General features: G+C 71.4%; 24 protein-coding genes. 7 read left to right on the top strand and 17 right to left on the bottom strand.

Features of this window, described 5'->3' with window-relative positions:
• The first annotated feature begins 170 nt into the window (after window positions 1–170).
• Both ACSNOB_RS12150 and ACSNOB_RS12155 read left to right on the top strand, forming a co-directional pair.
• A complete protein-coding gene (locus ACSNOB_RS12150) occupies window positions 171–1,061 on the top strand; it encodes a polysaccharide deacetylase family protein (protein ID WP_436686755.1) in 891 nt (296 codons plus the stop codon).
• Between the two features lie 61 nt (window positions 1,062–1,122).
• Window positions 1,123–1,422, top strand: coding sequence for a DUF1540 domain-containing protein (locus ACSNOB_RS12155; RefSeq protein ID WP_436686756.1), 300 nt, complete (start codon window positions 1,123–1,125; stop codon window positions 1,420–1,422).
• Window positions 1,423–1,474: 52 nt separating this feature from the next.
• On the opposite strand, the gene ACSNOB_RS12160 is transcribed toward ACSNOB_RS12155, so the two are convergent.
• Window positions 1,475–3,481, bottom strand: coding sequence for a protein meaA (locus ACSNOB_RS12160; protein ID WP_436686757.1), 2,007 nt, complete (start codon window positions 3,479–3,481; stop codon window positions 1,475–1,477).
• 151 nt (window positions 3,482–3,632) lie between these two features.
• Here ACSNOB_RS12160 and ACSNOB_RS12165 point away from each other — a divergent pair, with 151 nt between their 5' ends.
• Together ACSNOB_RS12165 and ACSNOB_RS12170 are read left to right on the top strand one after the other, a co-directional pair.
• A complete protein-coding gene (locus ACSNOB_RS12165; protein WP_436686758.1) occupies window positions 3,633–4,481 on the top strand; it encodes an ABC transporter ATP-binding protein in 849 nt (282 codons plus the stop codon).
• Window positions 4,478–5,323 carry an ABC transporter permease gene (locus ACSNOB_RS12170; RefSeq protein WP_436686759.1) on the top strand — a complete coding sequence of 282 codons (846 nt, stop codon included), beginning with the start codon at window positions 4,478–4,480 and terminating at the stop codon, window positions 5,321–5,323. Before ACSNOB_RS12165 ends, ACSNOB_RS12170 begins: the two co-directional genes overlap by 4 nt.
• A gap of 41 nt (window positions 5,324–5,364) precedes the next feature.
• Here ACSNOB_RS12170 and ACSNOB_RS12175 read toward each other — a convergent pair whose 3' ends face one another.
• Window positions 5,365–6,318: an ArsR/SmtB family transcription factor gene (locus ACSNOB_RS12175; RefSeq protein WP_436686760.1), complete on the bottom strand. Its 954-nt coding sequence runs from the start codon at window positions 6,316–6,318 to the stop codon at window positions 5,365–5,367.
• A 58-nt stretch (window positions 6,319–6,376) separates the two neighbouring features.
• Between ACSNOB_RS12175 and ACSNOB_RS12180 the strand changes: the two genes are divergently transcribed.
• On the top strand, window positions 6,377–7,561 hold the full coding sequence (locus ACSNOB_RS12180; protein ID WP_436686761.1) for an MFS transporter: 1,185 nt from the start codon (window positions 6,377–6,379) through the stop codon (window positions 7,559–7,561).
• Between the two features lie 35 nt (window positions 7,562–7,596).
• Here ACSNOB_RS12180 and ACSNOB_RS12185 read toward each other — a convergent pair whose 3' ends face one another.
• Window positions 7,597–8,445: a 3-hydroxyacyl-CoA dehydrogenase family protein gene (locus ACSNOB_RS12185; protein ID WP_436686762.1), complete on the bottom strand. Its 849-nt coding sequence runs from the start codon at window positions 8,443–8,445 to the stop codon at window positions 7,597–7,599.
• A gap of 105 nt (window positions 8,446–8,550) precedes the next feature.
• Window positions 8,551–9,993 carry a UDP-N-acetylglucosamine 1-carboxyvinyltransferase gene (gene murA, locus ACSNOB_RS12190; protein ID WP_436686763.1) on the bottom strand — a complete coding sequence of 481 codons (1,443 nt, stop codon included), beginning with the start codon at window positions 9,991–9,993 and terminating at the stop codon, window positions 8,551–8,553.
• On the opposite strand from murA, the gene ACSNOB_RS12195 reads away from it, so the two are divergent.
• Window positions 9,992–10,564 carry a cob(I)yrinic acid a,c-diamide adenosyltransferase gene (locus tag ACSNOB_RS12195; protein WP_393109602.1) on the top strand — a complete coding sequence of 191 codons (573 nt, stop codon included), beginning with the start codon at window positions 9,992–9,994 and terminating at the stop codon, window positions 10,562–10,564. The genes murA and ACSNOB_RS12195 overlap by 2 nt on opposite strands.
• Window positions 10,540–10,992 (top strand): VOC family protein, encoded by a 453-nt coding sequence (locus ACSNOB_RS12200; protein WP_436686764.1) that lies wholly within the window; start codon window positions 10,540–10,542, stop codon window positions 10,990–10,992. Before ACSNOB_RS12195 ends, ACSNOB_RS12200 begins: the two co-directional genes overlap by 25 nt.
• Before the next feature lie 169 nt (window positions 10,993–11,161).
• On the opposite strand, the gene ACSNOB_RS12205 is transcribed toward ACSNOB_RS12200, so the two are convergent.
• The 13 genes from ACSNOB_RS12205 to glyA form a co-directional block, all read right to left on the bottom strand.
• The gene (locus ACSNOB_RS12205; RefSeq protein ID WP_393109598.1) at window positions 11,162–11,617 is read right to left on the bottom strand and encodes a DUF2550 domain-containing protein; all 456 of its coding nucleotides are present in this window, start codon (window positions 11,615–11,617) and stop codon (window positions 11,162–11,164) included.
• Window positions 11,618–11,629: 12 nt separating this feature from the next.
• Entirely contained in the window at window positions 11,630–11,914 is a 285-nt protein-coding gene (locus ACSNOB_RS12210) for a F0F1 ATP synthase subunit epsilon (RefSeq protein ID WP_436686765.1), read from the bottom strand.
• 89 nt (window positions 11,915–12,003) lie between these two features.
• Window positions 12,004–13,146 carry an LCP family protein gene (locus tag ACSNOB_RS12215; protein ID WP_436686766.1) on the bottom strand — a complete coding sequence of 381 codons (1,143 nt, stop codon included), beginning with the start codon at window positions 13,144–13,146 and terminating at the stop codon, window positions 12,004–12,006.
• Between the two features lie 215 nt (window positions 13,147–13,361).
• Window positions 13,362–14,798: a F0F1 ATP synthase subunit beta gene (gene atpD, locus ACSNOB_RS12220; protein WP_393109592.1), complete on the bottom strand. Its 1,437-nt coding sequence runs from the start codon at window positions 14,796–14,798 to the stop codon at window positions 13,362–13,364.
• On the bottom strand, window positions 14,798–15,727 hold the full coding sequence (locus ACSNOB_RS12225; RefSeq protein WP_393109590.1) for a F0F1 ATP synthase subunit gamma: 930 nt from the start codon (window positions 15,725–15,727) through the stop codon (window positions 14,798–14,800). The genes atpD and ACSNOB_RS12225 overlap by 1 nt, the downstream gene beginning before the upstream one ends.
• Window positions 15,728–15,737: 10 nt before the next feature.
• Window positions 15,738–17,393 carry a F0F1 ATP synthase subunit alpha gene (atpA, locus tag ACSNOB_RS12230; protein ID WP_393109588.1) on the bottom strand — a complete coding sequence of 552 codons (1,656 nt, stop codon included), beginning with the start codon at window positions 17,391–17,393 and terminating at the stop codon, window positions 15,738–15,740.
• 89 nt (window positions 17,394–17,482) lie between these two features.
• Entirely contained in the window at window positions 17,483–18,304 is an 822-nt protein-coding gene (locus tag ACSNOB_RS12235) for a F0F1 ATP synthase subunit delta (RefSeq protein ID WP_436686767.1), read from the bottom strand.
• A complete protein-coding gene (locus tag ACSNOB_RS12240; RefSeq protein ID WP_393109584.1) occupies window positions 18,304–18,846 on the bottom strand; it encodes a F0F1 ATP synthase subunit B in 543 nt (180 codons plus the stop codon). The genes ACSNOB_RS12235 and ACSNOB_RS12240 overlap by 1 nt, the downstream gene beginning before the upstream one ends.
• Before the next feature lie 29 nt (window positions 18,847–18,875).
• Window positions 18,876–19,103, bottom strand: coding sequence for a F0F1 ATP synthase subunit C (locus ACSNOB_RS12245; RefSeq protein ID WP_393109582.1), 228 nt, complete (start codon window positions 19,101–19,103; stop codon window positions 18,876–18,878).
• Between the two features lie 67 nt (window positions 19,104–19,170).
• Complete coding sequence (atpB, locus tag ACSNOB_RS12250; RefSeq protein WP_393109580.1) at window positions 19,171–19,968, bottom strand: F0F1 ATP synthase subunit A; 798 nt, start codon at window positions 19,966–19,968, stop codon at window positions 19,171–19,173.
• A gap of 11 nt (window positions 19,969–19,979) precedes the next feature.
• Window positions 19,980–20,216, bottom strand: coding sequence for an AtpZ/AtpI family protein (locus tag ACSNOB_RS12255; protein WP_393109578.1), 237 nt, complete (start codon window positions 20,214–20,216; stop codon window positions 19,980–19,982).
• Between the two features lie 199 nt (window positions 20,217–20,415).
• On the bottom strand, window positions 20,416–20,853 hold the full coding sequence (locus tag ACSNOB_RS12260) for a hypothetical protein (RefSeq protein ID WP_436686768.1): 438 nt from the start codon (window positions 20,851–20,853) through the stop codon (window positions 20,416–20,418).
• Window positions 20,846–22,135, bottom strand: a complete 1,290-nt coding sequence (glyA, locus tag ACSNOB_RS12265; protein WP_436686769.1) for a serine hydroxymethyltransferase — start codon at window positions 22,133–22,135, stop codon at window positions 20,846–20,848. The genes ACSNOB_RS12260 and glyA overlap by 8 nt, the downstream gene beginning before the upstream one ends.
• Window positions 22,136–22,146 lie beyond the last annotated feature (11 nt).

Consider the following 22,146-nt stretch of genomic DNA (forward strand, 5'->3'; position numbering starts at 1 on the left):
CCCCCACCGCACCGCAAGCCGACGCCGACCACCCCCACCGCAGCGCAAGCCAGACGAACACCCCCACCGCAGCGCAAGCCAACGGCGACCTCAGCCACATCGCCGGAACCGGAAACCACAACCCCCACACCGGGCACACGCAGAACACGAAGCGCTGACATCATCTCCCGGTGCCCGTGAAGATCTCCCGCGTTCCGCTGGCCGCGACCGTCGCCGCCGTGGTCGCCGCCGCGGCTCTCCTCGCCGCTCCGGCCCCGCTGCGCACACCGGTCACCGCCGGCATCGTCCGGCTTCCGGGCGCAGGGCCGGAGGTCACGCCGACGCCCTCGGGGCCGACAGCGGCACCCACCCCCACCCCGACGGTGCCCGGCGCCACGCCGCCGGGGAGCAGGCCGCCGGTCGTCGACCACGGGCCGCGTACGGGGAACAAGGTGGCGCTCACCTTCGACGCGGACATGACGGACGCGATGCGGTACCAGCTGCGCAGCGGCGCGGTGCGGTCGTACGCGAACCTGAGGATCATCGACCTGCTGGAACGGGAGCGGGTCCCGGCCACCTTCTTCCTGACCGGCAAGTGGGTCGAGCAGTACCCGGCGGTGACCCGGCGGCTCGCCGCGAACCCGCGCTTCGAGTTGGCCAACCACACGTACGGGCACCTCGCGTTCACCGCGGACTGCTACGGCCTGCCCCGCATCCCCGAGCGGGAGATGACCGCGGACGTGGCGCGGACCTTCGACGTGGTGGCCGCGTACGGCGGGCGGCAGACCCGGTACTTCCGCTTCCCGGGGCTGTGCCACGACCGGAAGGCGCTGGCCGCGCTGGCGCCGCTGGGGCTGACCGTGGTGGACGGCGACGTGGTGAGTGGCGACCCGTTCGCGACGTCCTGGCGGCCGGTCGTGCGGGCGGCACTGACCGGCGTACGCCCCGGTTCGGTGATCGTCCTGCACGTGACGGAGGCGAACGCGCCGATGACGGACGAGGCGCTGCCACACATCCTGGCGGGGCTCGCCGAGCGCGGTCTGGAGCCGGCTCCGCTGTCGGAGGTGCTCGGACAGGGCTGAATCCGCATCGTGAACACCTCCAAAAGCCTAAAATCAGGGCAAGACCCTTGAGGAGGCCGCGATGACCGCAGCAATGGAGATGCCCCGCGTCCAGGAGTGTGTGGTCGCGGCCTGCGCGTACAACCAGACCAACGACTGCCACGCCTTCGCCATCACGATCGGCAGCCCGGACCACGCGCACTGCCACACGTTCATCGAGATGCCCGCCGTCCGGGCCGGCGTGGACGGTCTCATCGCGCAGGTCGGCGCCTGCCAGCGGGCGGACTGCCGGCACAACGACCAGTTGGAGTGCCACGCGCCGTCGATCAAGGTCGGCCCGGACAACGACATGGCCGACTGCATGACCTACACCGCCCGCTGACCCGCCCGGACCGCTCCCCTGTCGACGCCCGGCGCCGACAGGGGACCTTCTTTCAGCCCAGGCCGTTGGCCTCCCGGACGACGGTGACCAGCTCGTCGATGATGCCGGTGAGGGCGAAGTCCTTCGGCGTGAAGACCCGGGCCACCCCGGCGGCACGCAGCTGCTCGGCGTCGCCGGCCGGGATGATCCCGCCGACCACCACGGGCAGGTCCGCCCGGCCGGCCGCACGCAGCCCGTCCAGCACCGCCGGCACCGCGGCCAGGTGCGAGCCGGAGAGCACCGACAGGCCGACCAGGTCCACGTCCTCCTCCACGGCGGCGGCGACGATCTGCCCGGCGGTAAGCCGGATGCCCTGGTAGACCACCTCGAAGCCGGCGTCGCGGGCGCGCACCGCGATCTGCTCCGCGCCGTTGGAGTGCCCGTCGAGGCCCGGCTTGCCGACCAGCAGCCGCAACCGGCCGCTGCCCAGCTCGCGGGCGGTGGCGGCGACCCGCTCCCGGACGGCGGCCAGGGTCGCGTCCCCACCGGCCCCGGCGGCGCCCGCCAGGCCGGTGGGCGCGCGGTACTCGCCGAAGACCTGGCGCAGCGCGCCGGCCCACTCGCCGGTGGTCACCCCGGCCCGCACGCACTCCAGCGTCGCCGGCATCAGGTTGGTCGTGGTGGCGGCGTCCGCGCGGAGCCGGGCCAGCGCCGCCTCGACGGCCGCCCCGTCCCGGCCGGCCCGCCACTGGCGTACGGAGGCCGTGGCGGCCGCCTCGACGGCGGGGTCGACCTGTTCGACGGCCTCCGCGCCGGCCGCGGTCAGCGGCGACGGCTCGGTCTCGGTGTACCTGTTGACCCCGACCACGACGTCGGTGCCGGCCTCCATCCGGCGCCGCCGCTCGGCCAGCGAGGCGACCAGCGCGCTCTTGAGGTAGCCGGTCTCCACGGCGGCCACCACGCCGCCCATCTCCAGCACCTTCTCCAGCTCGACCCGGGCCCCGGCGACGATCTCGTCGACCAGCGCGGTCATGACGTGCGAGCCGGCGAAGAGGTCCGGGTACTCCAGGAGGTCCGACTCGTACGCGAGCACCTGCTGCATGCGCAGCGACCACTGCTGGTCCCACGGCCGGGGCAGGCCGAGGGCCTCGTTCCAGGCGGGCAGCTGCACGGCGCGGGCGCGGGCGTCGCGGGACAGGGTCACGCCGAGCATCTCCAGCACGATGCGCTGGATGTTGTTCTCCGGCTGCGCCTCGGTCAGGCCCAGCGAGTTGACCTGCACGCCGTAGCGGAACCGGCGCTGCTTCGGGTTCTCCACCCCGTAGCGCTCGCGGGTGATCTCGTCCCAGAGCGCGCCGAACGCGCGCATCTTGGCGATCTCCTCGACGAAGCGCACACCGGCGTTGACGAAGAAGGAGATCCGCTGCACCACGTCGCCCATCCGCTCGGCGGGCACCTGACCCGAGTCGCGGACCGCGTCGAGCACCGCGACGGCCGTGGAGAGCGCGAAGCCGACCTCCTGCACCGGCGTCGCGCCAGCCTCCTGGAGGTGGTACGAGCAGATGTTCACCGGGTTCCAGCGCGGCATCTCGCGCAGCGTGTACGCGATGACGTCGGCGGTCAGCCGCAGCGACGCCGCCGGCGGGAAGATGTAGGTCCCCCGGGAGAGGTACTCCTTGATGATGTCGTTCTGGGTGGTGCCGGCGCAGCGGGACAGCTCGGCCCCCTGCTCGGCACCGACCGTGCCGTAGAGGGCGAGCAGCCACATCGCGGGCGCGTTGATGGTCATGGACGTGTTCATCTCGGCCAGCGGGATGCCCTCGAAGAGGGCCCGCATGTCGCCGAGATGCGCCACCGGTACGCCCACCCGGCCCACCTCGCCGGCGGCGAGCTCGTGGTCGGGGTCGTAGCCGGTCTGCGTCGGCAGATCGAAGGCGACCGACAGGCCGGTCTGCCCCTTCGCCAGGTTGCGGCGGAAGAGCGCGTTGGTGGCGGCGGCCGAGCTGTGCCCGGCGTAGGTGCGCATCACCCACGGGCGGTCGCGTTCGGGCAGCCGACCCGGGAGAGCCTTCTCGTCCATGGCGGGAGTCTAAGTTACCGTTCAGTCACCGGAGCTGTGGAAAACCACACAGATCCATGGAGCGGACGGCCGGGTGCGAAGCCCCCGACATGGGCCGGACCGCCACACCCCGGCGGGGCCGCGGCCACGGCCAGGCCGCACACTTGACGACATGCATGACGAGCTCGCGATCTCCGTCCGGGGGCTGCGCAAGGCCTACGGCGACAACGTCGCGGTGGCGGGCGTGGACCTCGACATCCACCGCGGCGAGGTGTTCGCCCTCCTCGGCCCCAACGGCGCCGGCAAGACCACCACGGTGGAGATCCTGGAGGGCTACCGGCAGCGCGACGCCGGCGAGGTCCGCGTCCTCGGGAGCGACCCGGCCCAGCCGGCCGCCGACTGGCGCTCCCGCGTGGGCATCGTGCTCCAGGGCACGGGCGAGTTCGACGAGCTGACCGTCGCCGAGGTGGTGCGCCACTTCTCCGGCTTCTACGCCGGCGCCGACGATCCCGACAAGGTCATCGAGCGGGTGGGGCTGGCCGGCAAGGCGAAGGCGCGCACGCACACCCTCTCGGGCGGGCAGAAGCGCCGGCTCGACGTCGCGCTCGGCATCATCGGCCGCCCCGAGCTGCTCTTCCTGGACGAGCCGACCACCGGCTTCGACCCGGAGGCGCGCCGGGAGTTCTGGGAGCTGATCCGGGACCTGGCCGCCGCCGGCACCACCATCGTGCTGACCACCCACTACCTCGACGAGGCCGAGGCGCTGGCCGACCGGGTCGGGGTGATCGCCGCCGGCCGGGTGATCGAGGTCGCCGCGCCGGACCGGCTGGGCGACCGGCAGGCGGCCCTGGCGACGGTCTCCTGGCGTACGCCGGACGGGAAGCCGGAGGCGGTGGAGAGTGCGACGCCGACGGCGCTGGTGGCGGAGCTGGCCGCGCGCTTCGGCGGCGAGGTCCCGGGCCTGACGGTGACCCGGCCGACCTTGGAGGACGTCTACCTGCGGATGATCGGACACCGATGACCACCACCACGACCACGCCCGCCCCGCCGGCCACCGCCCCCGCCCGCCGGCCCGGCCCGGTCACCCTCGGCCTGCGGCAGGGCCGGCTGGAGATCACCCAGTTCCTGCGCAGCCGGGAGTCCGTCGTCTTCACGATGGGCTTCCCGGTCATCATGATCGTGATCTTCGCGTCGATCTTCGGCGACCAGATCGCGCCCGGCGTCAGCTACACCCAGTACTTCATCACCGGCATGATCGCCACCGGCCTCATGACGGTCAGCTTCCAGAACCTCGGCATCTGGATCCCGATGGAGCGGGACCGGGGGGTGCTCAAGCGCTACCGGGGCACGCCGATGCCGAAGTGGGTCTGGTTCGCCGGCAAGGTGCTGATGGTCGTCGCCATCGGCGTCGCGGAGACCGTGCTGCTGCTCGCCGTCTCGGTGGCGATGTTCGACCTGGCGCTGCCCGGCACCGCCGCGAAGTGGCTCACCTTCGGCTGGGTGTCGGTGCTCGGCGTCACCGCCTGCACGCTGTGCGGAATCGCCATCTCGTCGCTGGCCCGCACCGCCCGTGGCGGCCCGGCCGTCGTCACCCCCGTCGCGCTGGTGCTCCAGTTCATCTCCGGGGTGTTCTTCGTCTTCACCGAGCTGCCGAGCTGGATGCAGCAGGTGGCGGCGCTCTTCCCGCTCAAGTGGATGTGCCAGGGCCTGCGCGCGGTCTTCCTGCCGGAGAGCTTCGGCGCGCGCGAGCCGGGCGGCTCGTTCGAGCTGGACCGGGTCGCCCTGGTGCTCGTCGCCTGGTGCGTGATCGGCCTGGTGCTCTGCCTGACCACCTTCCGCTGGACCACCAAGCGCGACGGCTGATCCGCCCAAGCGGTTCCGGCGCGCCGGCCGGGCGGCCCCGCTCACCCACCGCCGACCAGCGTCGCACCGAGCGGCGTACGCCAGTAGAGCACCTCGCGCCCGGACCGCCGTCTGCTGACGGCGCCCGCGTCGAGCAGCACCCGCAGGTGGTCACTCACCGTCCCGAGGGACAGCCCGGTCACCGCCACCAGCTGCGAGGTGCTCAGCGGCGCGTCCAGCCGGGCCAGGATGTTGGCCCGGTTCGCGCCGATCAGTCGGGCGAGGCCGTCCGGCGCCGGTGAGTCGGGGTCCACCAGGATGCCGCGTGCCGGATAGACCATCCCGAACCGGGTGGGCATGTCCCACACCACCCAGCCGCGCCGGCAGTGTGCCGGCACGAAGACCAGCTGCTCGGCCTCGTCCAGCGACAGCGGTGGCTCCGGATAGTCGTTGACCTGGAGACGGCCGTCGCCCAGCCACCGCATGTTGCGGTTGAGATCGGCGACCACCCCCGCCCAGCCGCCTGTGCTCAACGCGGTGGTGCGGGCCACGATGTCGGCCCGGAGCCGGCGTTCCCGCTCCGGCCACTCCGGCTCGACGGCGTGCGTCCAGACCCAGTCGAGCAGCTCCACCACCGCACCGGTGAGACCGTCCGCCAGCAACTCGGCGGCGAGCGGTGCCGGGTGGGTGGCCCGCAGGTCGGTCCGGATCCGCTCGTCGGACAACCGCGCGACGGCCGCCAGCTCCGTCGGGAACGTCGGTTCGGGCGAGGTTGGCGCGATGGTGAGGAAATCCGCGGTCCACCTGGGGTTGAACGACGCGGGCAGCAGCGCCCGGGCCACTGGCCGGGCGGCCAGCATCCGCCGGAATGCCTCGATGTGGGGCCTTCGCCAGGCACGCTGCCAGGGACTGCGCGGGTCGTGCAGCGCGCGCAGCGCGGCGACCGTGTCGACCATCGGCGAGACCGTGAAGCGGCTCCGCGCAAGCAGGTCCGACGGCACGTGCCAGACTCCCACGTTTCGCCTCCAGACGTAACTCTACGAGATCCGCCCGGCGCCCCACACGATCGTGCCCGTGAGAACGTACGCAGAGCTGTTCGCGACCCGTGAATTCCGCAACCTGTTCCTCGCCAACTGCGCGGGGATCGCAGCGCACACCACGTCGGCGCTGGCGCTGGGCGCGTTGACCTACGCGTCGACCGGCTCGGCGCTGCTCACCGCGCTGAGCATGTTCGGCGCACCGCTGGCCGGCGTGCTCGGCAGCCTGACGTTGCTGTCGGCCGCGGACAGCCTGCCGCCCCGCCGGGCGCTGACCCTGGCCGCGGTGCTGGTCACCATCGGGGCGGCGGTGCAGGCCGTGCCCGGGCTGCCACTGTGGGCCCGGTTCACGATCATCTTCGCCAGCGCGTACGTCGGCTCGATCACCGGTGGGGCCAGGTGGGCGCTGCTCACCGAGATCCTGCCGGCCAACGCCTACGTACTGGCCCGGGCCACCATGAACACGAGCGTCGGGGTGATGCAGATCGCCGGGTTCGGACTGGCCGGTGCCCTGCTCGTCCTGCTGAGCCCGGACCAGGTGTTCCTGCTCGCCGCGGTGCTCCGGGCGGTGGCCGCGGCGGTGGGCTGGTTCGGGCTGTCCGAACGCCCGGTGCGGGTCACCGAGCGGACGACGATCGCGCGTACCGTGCGGGTGAACAGGGAACTCTGGGCGGACCGGGGCCGCCGGTCGCTCTTCTTGAACCTGTGGGTACCCGGCGGTCTGATCGTCGGGTGCGAGGCGCTCTTCGTCCCGTACGCCGGTGATCGCGCCGGCTTCCTGTTCGCCGCTGCCGCCCTCGGCATGCTGATCGGCGACGTGGTGGTGGGGCGGTTCCTCACCGGGGCCCGCCGGGAGCGGTGGGTTCCCACGCTGCGGTTGCTGCTCGCAGTCCCCTATCTGGTCTTCCTGCTGTCGCCGCCGCTACCGCTGGCCATGGTCGTCGCACTGGTCGCCTCGGTCGGCTTCGCCGCCGGGCTGCCGTTGCAGGAGCGGCTGATCACCCACTCGCCACCCGAGGCCCGTGGCCAGGTGCTCGGCCTGCACCACAACGGCATGCTGGCTGGGCAGGCGGTGTGCGCGGTGCTCGCCGGCACGGTCGCGGACCTGGTCCCGGCACACCGGGCCGTCGCGCTGTTCGCCGCGGCGTCGCTGGCCGCCACCGTCGCGCTCACCTCGGGGCTGCGACGGACCGCCCCCGCGCCGGCGGAGGCGGTCCGCTGAGCTGGCCGGGGAACGCCGCCGCCCCCGGACGGGCGTCAGTACGTGTAGAAGCCCTTGCCGGTCTTGCGGCCCAGGTCGCCGGCGGTGGCCATGCGCTGGAGCAGCTCCGGCGGGAAGAACTTCTCGTCCGCGGTGTCGGTGTAGATGTTCTTCGTGGCGTTGAGCAGCACGTCCACGCCGGTCAGGTCGATGGTGGCCAGCGGGCCCATGGCGTGGCCGAAGCCCAGCTTGCAGGCGGTGTCCAGGTCCTCGGCGGAGACCACGCCGGACTCGACCAGCTTGACCGCCTCCATGGCGAGCGCGCTGATCAGCCGGGTGGTGACGAAGCCGGCGATGTCCCGGTTGACCACCACGACGGTCTTGCCGATCCCCTCGGCGAACGCCTTCGCCGTCGCCAGGGTCTCGTCACTGGTCTTGTAGCCGCGCACCAGCTCGCAGAGCTTCATCATCGGCACCGGCGAGAAGAAGTGGGTGCCGACGACCGACTCCGGCCGCTCGGTCGCCGTGGCGATCTGGGTGACCGGGATGGCCGAGGTGTTGGTGGCCAGGATCGCGTCGGACTTGCAGATTTTGTCCAGCGCCCGGAACACCTCGTGCTTGATCTCGAGCTTCTCGAAGACCGCCTCGACGACGATGTCGGCGTCCGCCGCCGCCTCCAGGTCGGTGGTCGGGGTGATCCGGCCCAGCGCCGCCTCGACGTCGGACGCCTGGATCTTCCCCTTCTCGGCGAACTTCTCCAGCGACTTCCGGATGCCGTCCACGCCCCGCCTGGTGGCCGCGTCGTCCAGGTCCCGCAGCGTCACCTGCCAGCCCGCCTGCGCCGCCACCTGGGCGATGCCCGAGCCCATCAGCCCGGCCCCGACGACCGCGAGTCGACCCGCCATCTGCTTCTCCCTCGCCTGATTGAGTGTCTGCCAGCACCCTAGTCGGCACGCCTGAACGGATGCTAAGGCGTGCCGCCGCGGCCGACGGCGGGGTGGCGGCGAGGCTCAGATGGTGAGTTCCGGCTCCTCGGGGGCGGTGCCCCGCTCCACCTCGACGCCGAGCGCCCGCAGGTCTGCGGCGAAGTCCGGGTAGCCCCGGTCCACGTGGTGCACGTGGGAGACCTCGGTGACCCCCTCGGCGCAGAGCCCGGCGATGATCAGCCCCGCGCCGGCCCGGATGTCGGTGGCGCGTACGGGGGCGCCGGAGAGTTGCTCCCGGCCACGGACCACCGCGTGGTGCCCGTCGGTCTTGATGTCCGCGCCCAGCCGCATCATCTCGTTGGCGAACATGAACCGGCCGTCGAAGATGTTCTCGGTGATCAGGGAGGCCCCGTCGCTGACGGCGGCCAGGCCGATCGCCATCGGCAGCAGGTCGGTCGCGAAGCCCGGGTACGGCAGGGTGACCACGTCCACGGCCTTGGGCCGGTCGTCCATCCGGATCCGGAACGCGTCGCCCCGGGTCTCCACCAGGCCGCCGGCCGAGACCAGCTTGTCGAGGGCGACCTCCAGGAAGCGCGGATCCACCCCGGTCACGGTGACGTCCCCCCGGGTCATCGCCGCGCCGAAGGCCCAGGTGCCGGCCACGATCCGGTCCCCCACCGTGGCGTGCCGCACCGGCCGCAGCCCCGGCACCCCCTCGATGTGCAGGGTCGACGTGCCGGCGCCGGAGATGCGCGCGCCCATCTGGTTGAGCATCGTGCAGATGTCGACGATCTCCGGCTCCCGGGCGGCGTTGTCGATGACGCTGGCCCCGCGGGCCAGCACCGCCGCCATGACCAGGTTCTCCGTCGCCCCGACGCTGGGGAAGTCGAGCACGATCTCCGCGCCGTGCAGGCCGTGCGGCGCCGAGGCGATCACGAAGCCGTGCTCGCCGGAGATCTCGGCGCCCATCCGGGTCAGCCCGGCGATGTGCATGTCCAGCCCTCGCGAGCCGATGGCGTCCCCGCCGGGGTGCGCCACCCGCACGTACCCCCGGCGGGCCAGCAGCGGGCCGAGCACGCAGATCGAGGCGCGCAGCCGGCGGACGAGGTCGTAGTCGGCCTCGGTGCCGGGCTGGTCGGGCACGTCGATGACGACCGACCGGGACCGGGCGACCCCGCCGTTCGCGACCATCGGGTCGACCGGGTCGTCGGCGTCGAAGTGGATGCCGCAGCCCAGCCGGCGGAGCACCTCGCCCATGATCGCGATGTCGGTGATCCGCGGGACGTTGGTGATCACGCTGCGGCCCGGGGCGAGCAGCGCGGCGGCCATCAGCTTCAACGCCGAGTTCTTGGCGCCGACCACATGCACCGTGCCCGCCAGGCGGGCCTCGCCGCGCACCCGGATGACGTCGACGTCGTTGACCGCCGGATGACCGGCGTCACCGGGGCCCAACCCGGTCGGCCGCAGGGCGGCTCCGCCCGGACGCGCCGGGATCGTCAGGTCCGGTATCCGTAGGCTGTGCGTCATGGCCGTCCACCTCACGCGCATCTACACCAAGGCCGGCGACGCCGGCATGACCAGGCTGAGCAACAACGAGCAGGTGCCGAAGACCGATCCGCGCATCACCGCGTACGCGGACGTCGACGAGTGCAACGCCGCGATCGGCGTGGCGCTCGCCCTCGGGCAGCTCGACGACGAGCTGCGGGGCGTCCTGGCGTCGATCCAGAACGACATGTTCGACGTGGGCGCCGACCTGGCCACCCCGGTCGAGCCGGACCCGAAGTACCCGCCGCTGCGGGTCACCGAGGAGTACGTCGAGCGCCTCGAGGGTTGGTGCGACGAGTACAACGCACGCCTGAGCAAGCTCGACTCCTTCATCCTCCCCGGCGGCACCGCGGGCGCGGCGCTGCTGCACGTGGCGCGGACAGTGGCCCGGCGCGCGGAGCGGGCGGCGTGGGCCCTGGTCGCGCACGACCCCGATCGGACCAGCTCGCTCCCGGCAAAGTATCTCAACCGGCTCTCCGACCTGCTGTTCATCCTGTCAAGAACGGCCAATCCGGGCGGCGATGTGCTATGGGTGCCGGGCGGCAAGCGCTGACCACGGGGCACCCGGGCCCGCCGAGGGCGCCGGTGGGCACGCTGCACCACGTCGAGGTCTGGGTACCCGACCTGGCCGCCGCCATCCGCAGCTGGGGCTGGCTGCTCGGCGAGCTGGGCTGGACGCCGTACCAGGAGTGGCCGGCCGGCCGCTCCTGGCGGCTCGGCCCGACGTACCTGGTGCTGGAGCAGTCGCCGGCGCTACGCGGGCGGCGGCACGACCGGCGGGCCCCGGGACTCAACCACCTGGCCTTCCACGCCGGCCCGCCGGCTGTCGTGGACCGGCTGGTCGAGGCCGCGCCGGCGTACGGCTGGACCCTGCTCTTCCCCGAGCTTCACCCGCACGCCGGCGGCCCACAGACCTACGCCGCCTACCTCACCGACGGCCAGGGCTACGAGGTCGAACTGGTCGCCTCCCCACCCGAGTAGTTCAGCGGGTCACCTGACGAGCCCGGTAACAGCGCAGGTGGTGTAAGAGTGCGCCGGGCCGCGGACAGCGCGACGGCAGGGGTTTCCCGGGAGCCCGCCCGCGGAGGGACCAAGCCTGACCGCCCGGAGCGGGTGGGCTCCCCGGAAACCCCCAACGGACGAGGGGACGTCAGGCGGCGGGCCAGTCCTGGGAGGCCATACGCGGCGAGACCGCCCCCGGAGGGGCGGCCTCGAGCCAGGAGAGGAACCCGGTGACGGTGGACCGGGCCATGGCGATCTCCACCGGAGCGTGGTCGCTCGTACAGCGGAGGATGACCCAGTCGGCGGGCATCGAGAGGCGCTCCTGCCCCTCGGGCAGCCGCCGCCGCTCCACCGCCAGCTTCTTGCGGGAGAGCACCCGGGTGGGGCGTACGGCGAAGCTGAACATGCGGTACCAGCGGAGTTCGTCGCCGACGAACCGGCCGAAGCCGGGGGACCAGCCGCGACCGTCGAGCATCGTGGAGGTCCGGACGCCGAGGCGGATGATGCCCCCGCTCCGCGTGACGACCGCCCGACGGGCGAAGAGGATCAGGAGCGCGCCGAGGATGACGGCGACGCCGATTCCGATCCCTTCGACGATCCCCATCGGCGGTGCGGCTCAGCGGCTCTGCGCGGCGGAAACCGGGGTGGCGCTCTCGGCCAGGATGGTGACGCCCTCGGCGCTCACGGAGAGGAAGCCACCGGCGACCTCGTAGGAGACCTGCTCGCCGCCGGCGAGCCTGATGCGCACCTGGCCGGGCTCGGCGAGCTGGCCGAGCAGGGGCGCGTGCCCCGGCAGCACACCCAGCTCACCCTCGGTCGTCCGGGCGACGACCATCTCGGCGTCACCGGACCAGACCTTCTCCTCGACGGCTACGAGCTCGACGTGAAGCTGCTGTGCCACGCTGTCTCCTTGCTGCGGCGGCGGATTGTCGAAAGTCTAGTCTTGCCGCCGACGCGCCCCCAACGCGGGTGGCGAGACCTGCGCCACGGCTACTTGGTCTTGTTCTGGAAGTCGGGGTGCTCCAGCAGGAAGGCGTCGAGCTGCTCGTTGTGCAGGGCGGTGAAGAAGTCCTCGACCTCCGGCTCGAAGCGCTCGCCCTGGTACTTCCCGTTCTCGGTGACCCCGCCGCCCGGCAGCTTGACCATCTGGATGGTCTCCGGTCGGAGGTTCCTCAGCGCCAGACCGAAGTCGACCACGCTGTGGCCGCGGCCGCTGAAGACCAGGGACTGGCCGGCCGCCCGCAGTACCCGGTCCAGCTTGATCGGGTTGGTCACCACGTCGGCGCTGAGCGCCTGGCCCGCCATGGCCTTGACGAACTGCTGTTGGTGGCGCTGGCGGCCGTAGTCGCCGTCGGGGACCCCGTTCTTCGGGTAGCGCTGGCGGACGTAGTCGAGGGCCTGCCAGCCGTTGAGGTGCTGGGTGCCCTTCTTGTAGACCGCCTGCGGACCGACGTAGCCGTCGCCGTACGGGTTGCCCTTGCGGTGCTTGCCGTCCGGCTCCCGGTGCTCGGAGCGCACCTCGCGCTCGATGTACATGTCGACGCCGCCCATCGCGTCGACGATCTTCTGGAAGCCGTTGAAGTTGATGATCGCGCCGGCGTCGAAGCGCTTGATCCCGGTGACCTGCTGCACGGTCAGGGCGAGCAGCTCGAATCCCTGCGCCGCGCTCGGGTTCTGCCCCTGCACGTCGCTGCCCTCGGACATCGCCGCGTTGATCCGGGCCCGGCCGCCCTTGAAGCCGGCCTTGTCGAACCGGGGGATGTCCACGATCAGGTCGCGGGGCATGGAGAACAGGTACGCCCGGTCCATCGCCTCGGGCACGTGCAGCACCATGATCGAGTCGGCCAGCGGCGGGGTCTCCGGCTTGCGCGGGTCGATGCCGACCAGCAGGATGTTGAGCGGGCCCTTGATGTCGCTCTTGCGCTCCTTCGCCCCGGCGGCCTGGTCGCCGAAGAGGTCGGCCTTGCCCACCGCGCCCTCGTAGCGGGCCATCAGCGCCTCGGCGCCGACCAGCACCACGCCGCTGAGCAGCATGAGAACGGCACCGAACACCGTGCAGACCCGGGCCCAGCGCGGCACCCCCGACCACATGGACGACTTGCCGCCGCCCTTGCCGGCCTTACCCACGATCATCTCCGTTCGTCACGCCCACGATCAGGAGACGGGCGCGCGCAGCCGATTGGTTGCACAGATCGACGCCCGCGACCGGCGGGCGCGCGGATCGACGGTACCTCGCGTCCGGCGTGATCGCCGACCGTGCGGAACCGGGCAGCGGAGATGATAGGGCCTGAAGATGAACGAAAGGCCGCCCCCGCATTGCCGGGGCGGCCTTTCTCAGGACCGACAGGTCAGCCCTTCATCAGCTCCGCTGCCTTGCGCTCCAGGTCCTCGAGACCGCCGCACATGAAGAAGGCCTGCTCGGGGAAGTGGTCGTACTCCCCCTCGCTGATCTTCTTGAACGCCTCGATGGTCTCCTTGATCGGGACCGTCGAGCCCGGCACGCCGGTGAACTGCTCCGCCGCGTAGGTGTTCTGCGACAGGAAGCGCTCGATCCGGCGGGCCCGGCCGACCGTGACCTTGTCTTCCTCGGAGAGCTCCTCGATGCCGAGGATGGCGATGATGTCCTGCAGGTCCTTGTACTTCTGCAGGATCCGCTTGACCTCGGTCGCCACCGCGAAGTGCTCGGCGCCGACGAACTCCGGGGCGAGGATCCGGGACGAGGACGCCAGCGGGTCCACCGCCGGGTAGATGCCCTTGTCGGAGATCGACCGCTCCAGGTTGGTGGTCGCGTCGAGGTGGGCGAACGTGGTGGCCGGGGCGGGGTCGGTGTAGTCGTCCGCCGGCACGTAGATCGCCTGCATCGAGGTGATGGCCTGGCCCCGGACGGAGGTGATCCGCTCCTGGAGCTCGCCCATCTCGTCGGCCAGGGTCGGCTGGTAACCCACGGCGCTCGGCATGCGGCCGAGCAGGGTGGAGACCTCCGAACCCGCCTGGGTGAAGCGGAAGATGTTGTCGATGAAGAGCAGCACCTCCTGCTTCTTCACGTCGCGGAAGTACTCGGCCATGGTCAGCGCGGAGAGCGCCACCCGCAGCCGGGTGCCCGGCGGCTCGTCCATCTGGCCGTAGACCAGCGCGGTCTTGTCGATGACGCCGGACTCGGTCATCTCGGCGATGAGGTCGTTGCCCTCGCGGGTCCGCTCACCCACGCCGGCGAAGACCGACGTACCACCGAAGTTCCGGGCGACACGGGTGATCATCTCCTGGATGAGCACCGTCTTGCCCACGCCGGCGCCGCCGAACAGGCCGATCTTGCCGCCCTTGACGTACGGGGCGAGCAGGTCGATGACCTTGATGCCGGTCTCCAGCATCTCGGTCTTCGGCTCCAGGTCCGCGAAGGCCGGGGCCTTGCGGTGGATGCCCCAGTGGTCGTCCGGGTTGAGCGTCTCGCCCTCGGTGAGGTTGAGGCACTCGCCGATCGCGTTGAACACGTGGCCCTTGACCGCGTCGCCCACCGGAACGGTGATCGGCGAGCCGGTGTCGCGCACCTCGGCGCCACGGACCAGGCCGTCGGTCGGCTGCATCGAGATGGCGCGGACCATGTTGTCACCCAGGTGCTGGGCGACCTCCAGGGTCAGCGTCTTCTCGCCGCCGGAGAGCGTCACGGTCACGTGCAGGGCGTTGAACAGGGCCGGCATGGCGTCGCGCGGGAACTCGGCGTCGACGACCGGGCCGATGACCCGGACCACGCGACCCGTGGCCGTCTTGGTCTCTACTAGGGCAGTCATCACACTTCACTTCCCGACGCGGCCAGCGCGTTCGCGCCGCCGACGATCTCACTGATCTCCTGGGTGATCCCGGCCTGGCGGGCCGAGTTCATCTCACGCGTGTACTTCTCGATCATCTCTTCGGCGTTGTCGGTGGCGCTCTTCATCGCCCGCCGACGGGCCGCCGACTCGCTCGCCGCCGACTCCAGCAACGCCGCGTAGATCCGCGTGTTGATGTACTTCGGCAGCAGCGCGTCGAGCAGCGCCTCCGCCTCCGGCTCGAACTCGTACGCCGGCAGCAGGCCCTCGGACCGGGGACGGTCCTCGACCTGCATCGGCCCGATGATCTTCGCGACCGGGGTCTGGGTCATCAGGGAGTGGAACTCGGTGTAGACGATGTGCAACTCGTCGATCCCGAGCACCCCGTCCGCCCCCGCGCCGCCGTCGACGTCGTCCGCACCGGCCGTGAACGCCTTGATCAGCGTCTCGCCCACGGTGCGCGCGTCGGCGAACGACGGCTGCTCCGAGAACCCGGTCCAGTTCGCCTCGATCGGCCGGTCACGGAAGCGGAAGAAGCCCACACCCTTGCGCCCGATGACGTAGAGCACCGGCTCCTTGCCGTCCGCGCGGAGCCGCGCGATCAGCGACTCCGCCATCCTGATCGCGTTGGAGCTGTAACCGCCGGCGAGGCCACGGTCGGCGGTCACCAGCAGGACGCCCGCCCGCCGCACCCGCGGACGCGGGGTGAGCAGCGGGTGGTCGATCCGCGCGTTGGACGCCAGCGCCGTGAGCACACCGGTGATGGCCTGGGCGTACGGCAGGGACGCCTCCACCCGGGCCTGGGCCTTGGCGATCCGGCTCGTCGCCACGAGCTCCATCGCCTTGGTGATCTTCTTCATCCCCTTCGCCGAGCGGATCCGTTGACGAAGAACGCGTACCTGGGCCGCCATGAATCAGCCCTTACTGGTTCTCGACCGGGCGGTCGGTCGTGCCGTCGCGGAAGCGGGTCACCGTCTCGCGGTTCTCCTCGCCCTCGAGCGGCGCGGCCGGGGCCTCGTTGATCCGACGCTCGTCCGCCTTGCCGAGGAAGACCTGCTTGAACTCGGTGATGGCGCGGTCGAGCGAGGCGACGATCTCGTCGTCCCACTTGTTGTCGGCGATGCCCGCCAGGACACCCTCGTGCTTGTGGCGCAGGTACTGGAGGAACTCCGACTCGAAGCGGCGGACCTCACCCACGGGGATGTCGTCCAGCTTGCCCTCGGTGCCGGCCCAGACCGAGACGACCTGCTCCTGCACCGGGTACGGCGAGTAGTTCGGCTGCTTGAGCAGCTCGACCAGGCGGGCGCCGCGCTCCAGCTGGGCGCGGGAGGCCTTGTCCAGGTCGGAGGCGAAGGCGGCGAACGCCTCCAGCTCGCGGAACTGGGCCAGGTTGAGCCGCAGCGAGCCGGCGACCTTCCGCATCGGCTTCACCTGCGCGGCGCCACCGACCCGGGAGACCGAGGTGCCGACGTTGATGGCCGGCCGGACGCCCTGGTTGAACAGGTCGGTCTCGAGGAAGATCTGGCCGTCGGTGATGGAGATGACGTTGGTCGGGATGAAGGCCGAGATGTCGTTGGCCTTCGTCTCGATGATCGGCAGGCCGGTCATCGAGCCGCCGCCCATCTCGTCGGAGAGCTTCGCGCAGCGCTCCAGCAGGCGGGAGTGCAGGTAGAAGACGTCACCCGGGTACGCCTCGCGGCCCGGCGGGCGACGCAGCAGCAGCGACACGGCGCGGTACGCCTCGGCCTGCTTGCTCAGGTCGTCGAAGACGATCAGGACGTGCTTGCCGCCGTACATCCAGTGCTGCCCGATGGACGAGCCGGTGTAGGGGGCCAGGTACTTGAAGCCGGCCGGGTCGGAGGCCGGGGAGGCGACGATGGTCGTGTACTCCATCGCGCCCGCCTCCTCCAGGACGCCCTTGATGGAGGCGATCGTGGAGGCCTTCTGGCCGATGGCGACGTAGATGCAGCGGACCTGCTTCTTCGGGTCGCCGGAGCGCCAGTTGTCCCGCTGGTTGAGGATGGCGTCCAGCGCGACCGTGGTCTTGCCGGTCTTCCGGTCGCCGATGATCAGCTGGCGCTGGCCCCGGCCGATCGGCGTCATGGCGTCGACGGCCTTGATGCCGGTCTGCAGCGGCTCGAAGACGGACTGGCGGGACATCACGTTCGGGGCCTGGAGCTCCAGCTCGCGGAAGCCCTCGTTGGCGATGTCGCCGAGGCCGTCGATCGGCTGGCCGAGCGCGTCGACCACGCGACCGAGGAAGGCGTCGCCGACCGGCACGGAGAGCACCCGGCCGGTGCGCTTGACGCGCTGGCCCTCTTCGAGCTTGGCGGAGTCACCGAGAACGACGACACCGATCTCCCGGACGTCGAGGTTCAGCGCCACACCGAGGGTGCCGTCCTCGAACTCCAGGAGCTCGTTGGTCATGGTCGAGGGAAGACCCTCGACGTGGGCGATGCCGTCGCCGGTGTCGGCGACGGTGCCGACCTCCTCGCGGGAGAGTTCGGACGAGTAGGAGGAGACGTAGCGCTCCAGGGCGCCGCGGATCTCCTCCGTCGAGATGGTCAGCTCGGCCATCCTCTGCTTCCTTAAGTATCAGGGGCCCGGGATACCTAGTACCGACCGGTCCGAATGGCGTCTATCAGGGCGCTGGGCGGCAGGGCCGCTCAGCGCTTCGCGAGCGCGTTGCGGCTCTCGTTGAGGCGGCGCAGGACGGTGCCGTCGTACAGGTCGGAGCCGACCCGCACGCTCACGCCACCGAGAACTTCGGGGTCCACCGTCTGCTTGACGGAAACCTCTCGACCGTATATCGCGGAGAGGCTCGCGCCCAGCCGGCGCTCCTCCTCCTCGCTCAACGGGGCCGCGACGGTCACGTACGCCACCTGCCGGTCCCGCCGGTCGGCGGCAAGCTCGACCAGCCGGGTGAGCGCCCCGGCGAAGTTGCGTCCGCCGAAGCCGGCGAGCGCGACCCCGACGAGGTAGCCGGTGACCGGCCGGGCCTTGCCGGCGAGCAACTGGTCGACCAGCATCCCCCGCCGGGCGGCGGGGGCGGTCGGGTTGGACAGCGCGCTGGACAGTTCCGGCGAACCGGCGACGACCTGCCCGAAGCGGAACAGCTCGTCCTCGACCTCGCCCAGCTCGCCCGCGGAGTCCGCGCTCGCCAGGAGCGCGTCGATGCCCAGCCGCTCGGCGGCGTCGAGCAGTTCCGACGGCGCCGACCACCGGCCGGAGACCAGCGCGGCGAGCAGGTCCAACGCCTCGGCGCTGATCTTGCCGCGGAGCACCTCGCCGAGCAGGGCGGCGCGGTCCGCGGCCGAGCGGGCCGGGTCGGAGAGCGCCCGGCGCAGCCGCGGCTCGCGCCGCAGCAGGTCGGCGACGGAGAGGAGTTCGTCGGCGGTGGTGGCCACCGCCGACGGCTCCGCGCCGCGGACGTACGCGTCGAGGCGCTCGGCCGCGACCTTGTACGACTCCCGGCTGGCGGCCTGCATCAGCGGGCCCCCGTGCTCTCGAGACCGCTCAGGAACCGGTCGACGGTGCCCTTGCGACGCGCCTCGTCGGCGAGCGACTCACCGACGATCTTGCTGGCCAGGTCCACCGCGATGGTGCCCACCTCGGTGCGCAGCTCGCGCACGATGGTGGCCCGCTCGGCGGCGAGCTGCTCCTTGCCGGCCGCGATGATCCGGTCGGACTCCTCCCGCGCCTTGGCGAGGATGTCCTGGCGGATGCCCTCGGCGTCGGCCCGGGCGTCGTCCCGGATCTTGGCGGCGTCGGTGCGCGCCTCGGCGAGCTGCGCGCGGTACTGCTCGAGCAGCTGGTTGGCCTCGGCCTGGGCGGCCTCGGCGCGCTTGATGCCACCCTCGATCGCGTCGACCCGCGCCTGGAACGTCTGCTCCATCCGGGGGAAGACGAACTTCATCAGCACGAAGCAGAGGATCGCGAAGGCGATCGTGCCGACCACGATCTCCTGCCAGATGGGCAGGATCGGGTTGTGCGCCGACTCACCACCCTCTGCGGCGAGCAGGTGGTACATGGGTTACCTCCCGGTCCGAGGGGCGGGGGTCAGCCGGCCCAGATGAAGCCGAACGCGATGCCCAGCAGGGCGAGCGCCTCGATGACGGCGAAGCCGATCCAGACGTACGGCAGGGTCATCCGGGACGACTCCGGCTGACGGGCGGTCGACTGGATGTAGGCGGCGAAGACCAGGCCGACGCCGATACCCGGGCCGATGGCGGCAAGGCCGTAGCCGATGGCGGCGGTGCTGCCCTCTACCGCGGCGAGAACGTCCATTGGTTGGTTCCTCCTGGTTATCACGCGTGACGGTCACGCGGGACGACAACGGTTGGTGCGGGATGAATCAGTGCTCGTCGGCGAGCGCGCCCTGCACGTAGCTCGCGGTCAGGACCGTGAAGACGTACGCCTGCAGGCAGATCACCAGGAACTCGAGGAAGGTCAGCGCGACGGTCATCACCCAGGACAGCAGCGAGACCGGCGCCAGCCAGGCGTTCGCGTTCAACATCGCGAAGCCGCCGAGCGTGAAGACCAGCAGGAGCATGTGGCCGGCGAACATGTTCGCGAAGAGACGCACGGCCAGCGAGAACGGCCGGACGAGGAAGGTCGAGAAGAACTCGATCGGGATCAGCAGCGGCAGGATGTACCAGGGCGCCGGCGGGATGAGCGAGTTCTTGATGAACTTCCCCGCGCCGTGGTGCCGGATGCCGGCGTAGATGAAGAGCACGTAGCTGATCACCGCGAGGATCGCCGGGAAGGCGATGTGCGAGTTCGGCGAGATCTGCAGGCCCGGCACGATCGCGAAGAAGTTGGTCAGCAGGATGAACAGGAACAGCGTGGTGAAGTACGGCGCGAACCGCACACCCGCGTGCCCGATCATGTCGACCGCGATGTTGTTGCGCACGAAGCCGTAGATCGACTCGGCGAGCCACTGCTTCTTCGTGGGGACCAGCTGCGGCTTACGGTAGCTGACCAGGAAGTAGATGATCAGGACGCCGACGGCCAGCCAGACCATCGCCGTGATCTTGGTGAACCAGTAGGAGTTCTCCGCACCCCACGGGAGGATGCTGGGCAGGTAGAAGTCGTCCACGCTGGGTGGGAATGCTGCCTCGCCCTGTGCCAGGACGTTCGCCTGTCCGAACACCGCGTCCCTTCCTAAGTAGGCGTGCCGAGCTTGCGGACGACCAGGATGATTCCCCCGGCCATGCCGAGCACGACGCCGATCCCGGTGGCGACGCCCCCGGAGTCGAGCCACTGGTCGACCAGCCAGCCGATGAAGCCCCACACGAGCATGCCCGCGATCAGATAGCTGAGCGCGGTCCAACCCTGGCCGGCGCCGGGCGGAACGTCGTCCGGGCCGCCGCTGGGTCGGGGGGTTTGGTCACCAGCCATGACGGGGCGAACGATATCAGTCGGGATTACGAGGCTGTGCCTCGCCCCCCGCACAACCGTCGTTGTGTGGGCCTCTGGCGGGCAGCGTCGTCTGTGGGCACGCTACTCCCCTTCCGCCAACCTGGAAACGACCGGTACACGACACGTTCGCGTGCCGTCCGATGTGTGGGACGGCGCCGCTCAGGGACGACGGCGCCGCTCAGGGACGGACGCGTCGGGCGTGCACGGTGGTGAGCCACCAGATGTGCACGCCGGTCCACACCGCCACCCCGGCGGCGATGCCCAGGCAGAGCGGGATCAGCCCCGGCCAGCCGGTCGACGCCACGGCCACCAGCACGACGCCGAGCAGGGTCATCTTGGCCGCGTACAGGCCGAGGCCGAACGGGAGCACGAGCTGCGGGTTCACCGAGTCGGCCCAGGCCAGCACCACGGTCGTCAGGGTGTAGCTGGCCGCCGTGACACCGACTCCGGCCGCCGCGCCCAGCGCCGCCTCCGCGCCGCCGGTCAGCGCGCCGACCAGCGCGGCCACCGCGACCAGCAGGCCGGTGGCCGCCAGCAGGACCGGCAGGTGCCGCAGCCGCCAACGCCGGTCGGCCGCCGCGGTCGCCACCGGCTCGCGCACCCCGGGCTCAGCCACGGGGGTACGCCGGGAAGTCGGCGACCAGGGCGGTCACCTCGGATGCGATCCGGGTCAGCTCGGCTGTGCCCCCGGGGGCGGCGGGGTCGGTGCGCACGGCGCGGGCGATCAGCCCGGCGATCCGGTGCATCTCCCCCTCCCGCATCCCCTGCGTGGTCACGCTCGGGGTGCCGACGCGGATGCCGGAGGCGACCATCGGCTTCTGCGGGTCGTACGGGATGGCGTTCTTGTTCAGGGTGATGCCGGCGGCGTCGCAGCGCGCCTCGGCGTCCGCGCCGGTCACCCCGGCCTCGCGCAGGTCGATCAGGGCGAGGTGGGTGTCGGTGCCCCCGGAGACCGGGCGCATGCCCTCGGCGGCCAGCCCGGCGGCGAGCGCCTGGGCGTTGCTCACCACCTGGGCGGCGTACGCCCGGAACTCGGGCTGGGCGGCCTCGCGCAGCGCGACGGCCTTGGCCGCGACGGCGTGCATCAGCGGCCCGCCCTGGGTGAACGGGAAGACCGCCTTGTCGATCCGCTGGGCCAGCGACTCCCGACAGAGGATCATGCCGCCGCGCGGCCCGCGCAGCACCTTGTGCGTGGTGGCGCAGACGACGTCGGCGTGCGGCACCGGCGACGGGACGACCTTCCCCGCGACCAGCCCGACGAAGTGCGCCGCGTCCACCATCAGGTACGCCCCGACCTCGTCGGCGATCTCGCGGAACCGCGGGAAGTCGATCAACCGGGGATACGCCGTGGCCCCGCATATGATCATCTTGGGACGGTGCGCGAGGGCCAGGTCGCGCACCTCGTCGTAGTCGATCAGCTCGGTGTCCCGCCGGACGGTGTAGCCGACGGTGTGGAACCACTTGCCGGAGAAGTTCACCCGGCTGCCGTGGGTGAGGTGGCCGCCGTGCGGCAGGTCCATGGCGAGCACGGTGTCCCCCGGCTGCACCAGCGCGGCGTACGCGGCCAGGTTGGCACTCGCGCCGGAGTGCGGCTGGAGGTTGGCGTGCTCGGCGCCGAAGAGCTCCTTCGCCCGGGCGATGCCGATCTCCTCGGCCCGGTCCACCTCGGCGCAGCCGCCGTAGTAGCGCCGGCCCGGATAGCCCTCGGCGTACTTGTTGGTCAGGGTGGAGCCGAGCGCCGCCAGTACCGCCGGCGAGGTGAGGTTCTCGCTGGCGATCAGTTGCAGGCCGCCCCGGAGCCGGTCCAGCTCGCCGAGCACCACCCCGGCGATCTCCGGGTCCGTCGCGCGGAGCTGCTCGAAGTCCGGCCCCCAGAAGGTGCTCGTCTCAATAGCCACAACGCCAGAGT

The organism is Micromonospora sp. URMC 106 (assembly GCF_051386395.1).
Classification (GTDB): domain Bacteria; phylum Actinomycetota; class Actinomycetes; order Mycobacteriales; family Micromonosporaceae; genus Micromonospora.

Excerpts from the sequence above, each read along its gene's own strand:
- ACSNOB_RS12155 (WP_436686756.1), top strand. The coding sequence starts at position 1,123 with ATGACCGCAGCAATGGAGATGCCCCGCGTCCAGGAGTGTGTGGTCGCG.
- ACSNOB_RS12160 (WP_436686757.1), bottom strand. The coding sequence starts at position 3,481 with ATGGACGAGAAGGCTCTCCCGGGTCGGCTGCCCGAACGCGACCGCCCG.
- ACSNOB_RS12165 (WP_436686758.1), top strand. The coding sequence starts at position 3,633 with ATGCATGACGAGCTCGCGATCTCCGTCCGGGGGCTGCGCAAGGCCTAC.
- ACSNOB_RS12170 (WP_436686759.1), top strand. The coding sequence starts at position 4,478 with ATGACCACCACCACGACCACGCCCGCCCCGCCGGCCACCGCCCCCGCC.
- ACSNOB_RS12185 (WP_436686762.1), bottom strand. The coding sequence starts at position 8,445 with ATGGCGGGTCGACTCGCGGTCGTCGGGGCCGGGCTGATGGGCTCGGGC.
- ACSNOB_RS12195 (WP_393109602.1), top strand. The coding sequence starts at position 9,992 with ATGGCCGTCCACCTCACGCGCATCTACACCAAGGCCGGCGACGCCGGC.
- murA (WP_436686763.1), bottom strand. The coding sequence starts at position 9,993 with ATGACGCACAGCCTACGGATACCGGACCTGACGATCCCGGCGCGTCCG.
- ACSNOB_RS12200 (WP_436686764.1), top strand. The coding sequence starts at position 10,540 with ATGGGTGCCGGGCGGCAAGCGCTGACCACGGGGCACCCGGGCCCGCCG.
- ACSNOB_RS12205 (WP_393109598.1), bottom strand. The coding sequence starts at position 11,617 with ATGGGGATCGTCGAAGGGATCGGAATCGGCGTCGCCGTCATCCTCGGC.
- ACSNOB_RS12215 (WP_436686766.1), bottom strand. The coding sequence starts at position 13,146 with ATGATCGTGGGTAAGGCCGGCAAGGGCGGCGGCAAGTCGTCCATGTGG.
- atpD (WP_393109592.1), bottom strand. The coding sequence starts at position 14,798 with ATGACTGCCCTAGTAGAGACCAAGACGGCCACGGGTCGCGTGGTCCGG.
- ACSNOB_RS12225 (WP_393109590.1), bottom strand. The coding sequence starts at position 15,727 with ATGGCGGCCCAGGTACGCGTTCTTCGTCAACGGATCCGCTCGGCGAAG.
- atpA (WP_393109588.1), bottom strand. The coding sequence starts at position 17,393 with ATGGCCGAGCTGACCATCTCGACGGAGGAGATCCGCGGCGCCCTGGAG.
- ACSNOB_RS12235 (WP_436686767.1), bottom strand. The coding sequence starts at position 18,304 with ATGCAGGCCGCCAGCCGGGAGTCGTACAAGGTCGCGGCCGAGCGCCTC.
- ACSNOB_RS12240 (WP_393109584.1), bottom strand. The coding sequence starts at position 18,846 with ATGTACCACCTGCTCGCCGCAGAGGGTGGTGAGTCGGCGCACAACCCG.
- ACSNOB_RS12245 (WP_393109582.1), bottom strand. The coding sequence starts at position 19,103 with ATGGACGTTCTCGCCGCGGTAGAGGGCAGCACCGCCGCCATCGGCTAC.
- ACSNOB_RS12255 (WP_393109578.1), bottom strand. The coding sequence starts at position 20,216 with ATGGCTGGTGACCAAACCCCCCGACCCAGCGGCGGCCCGGACGACGTT.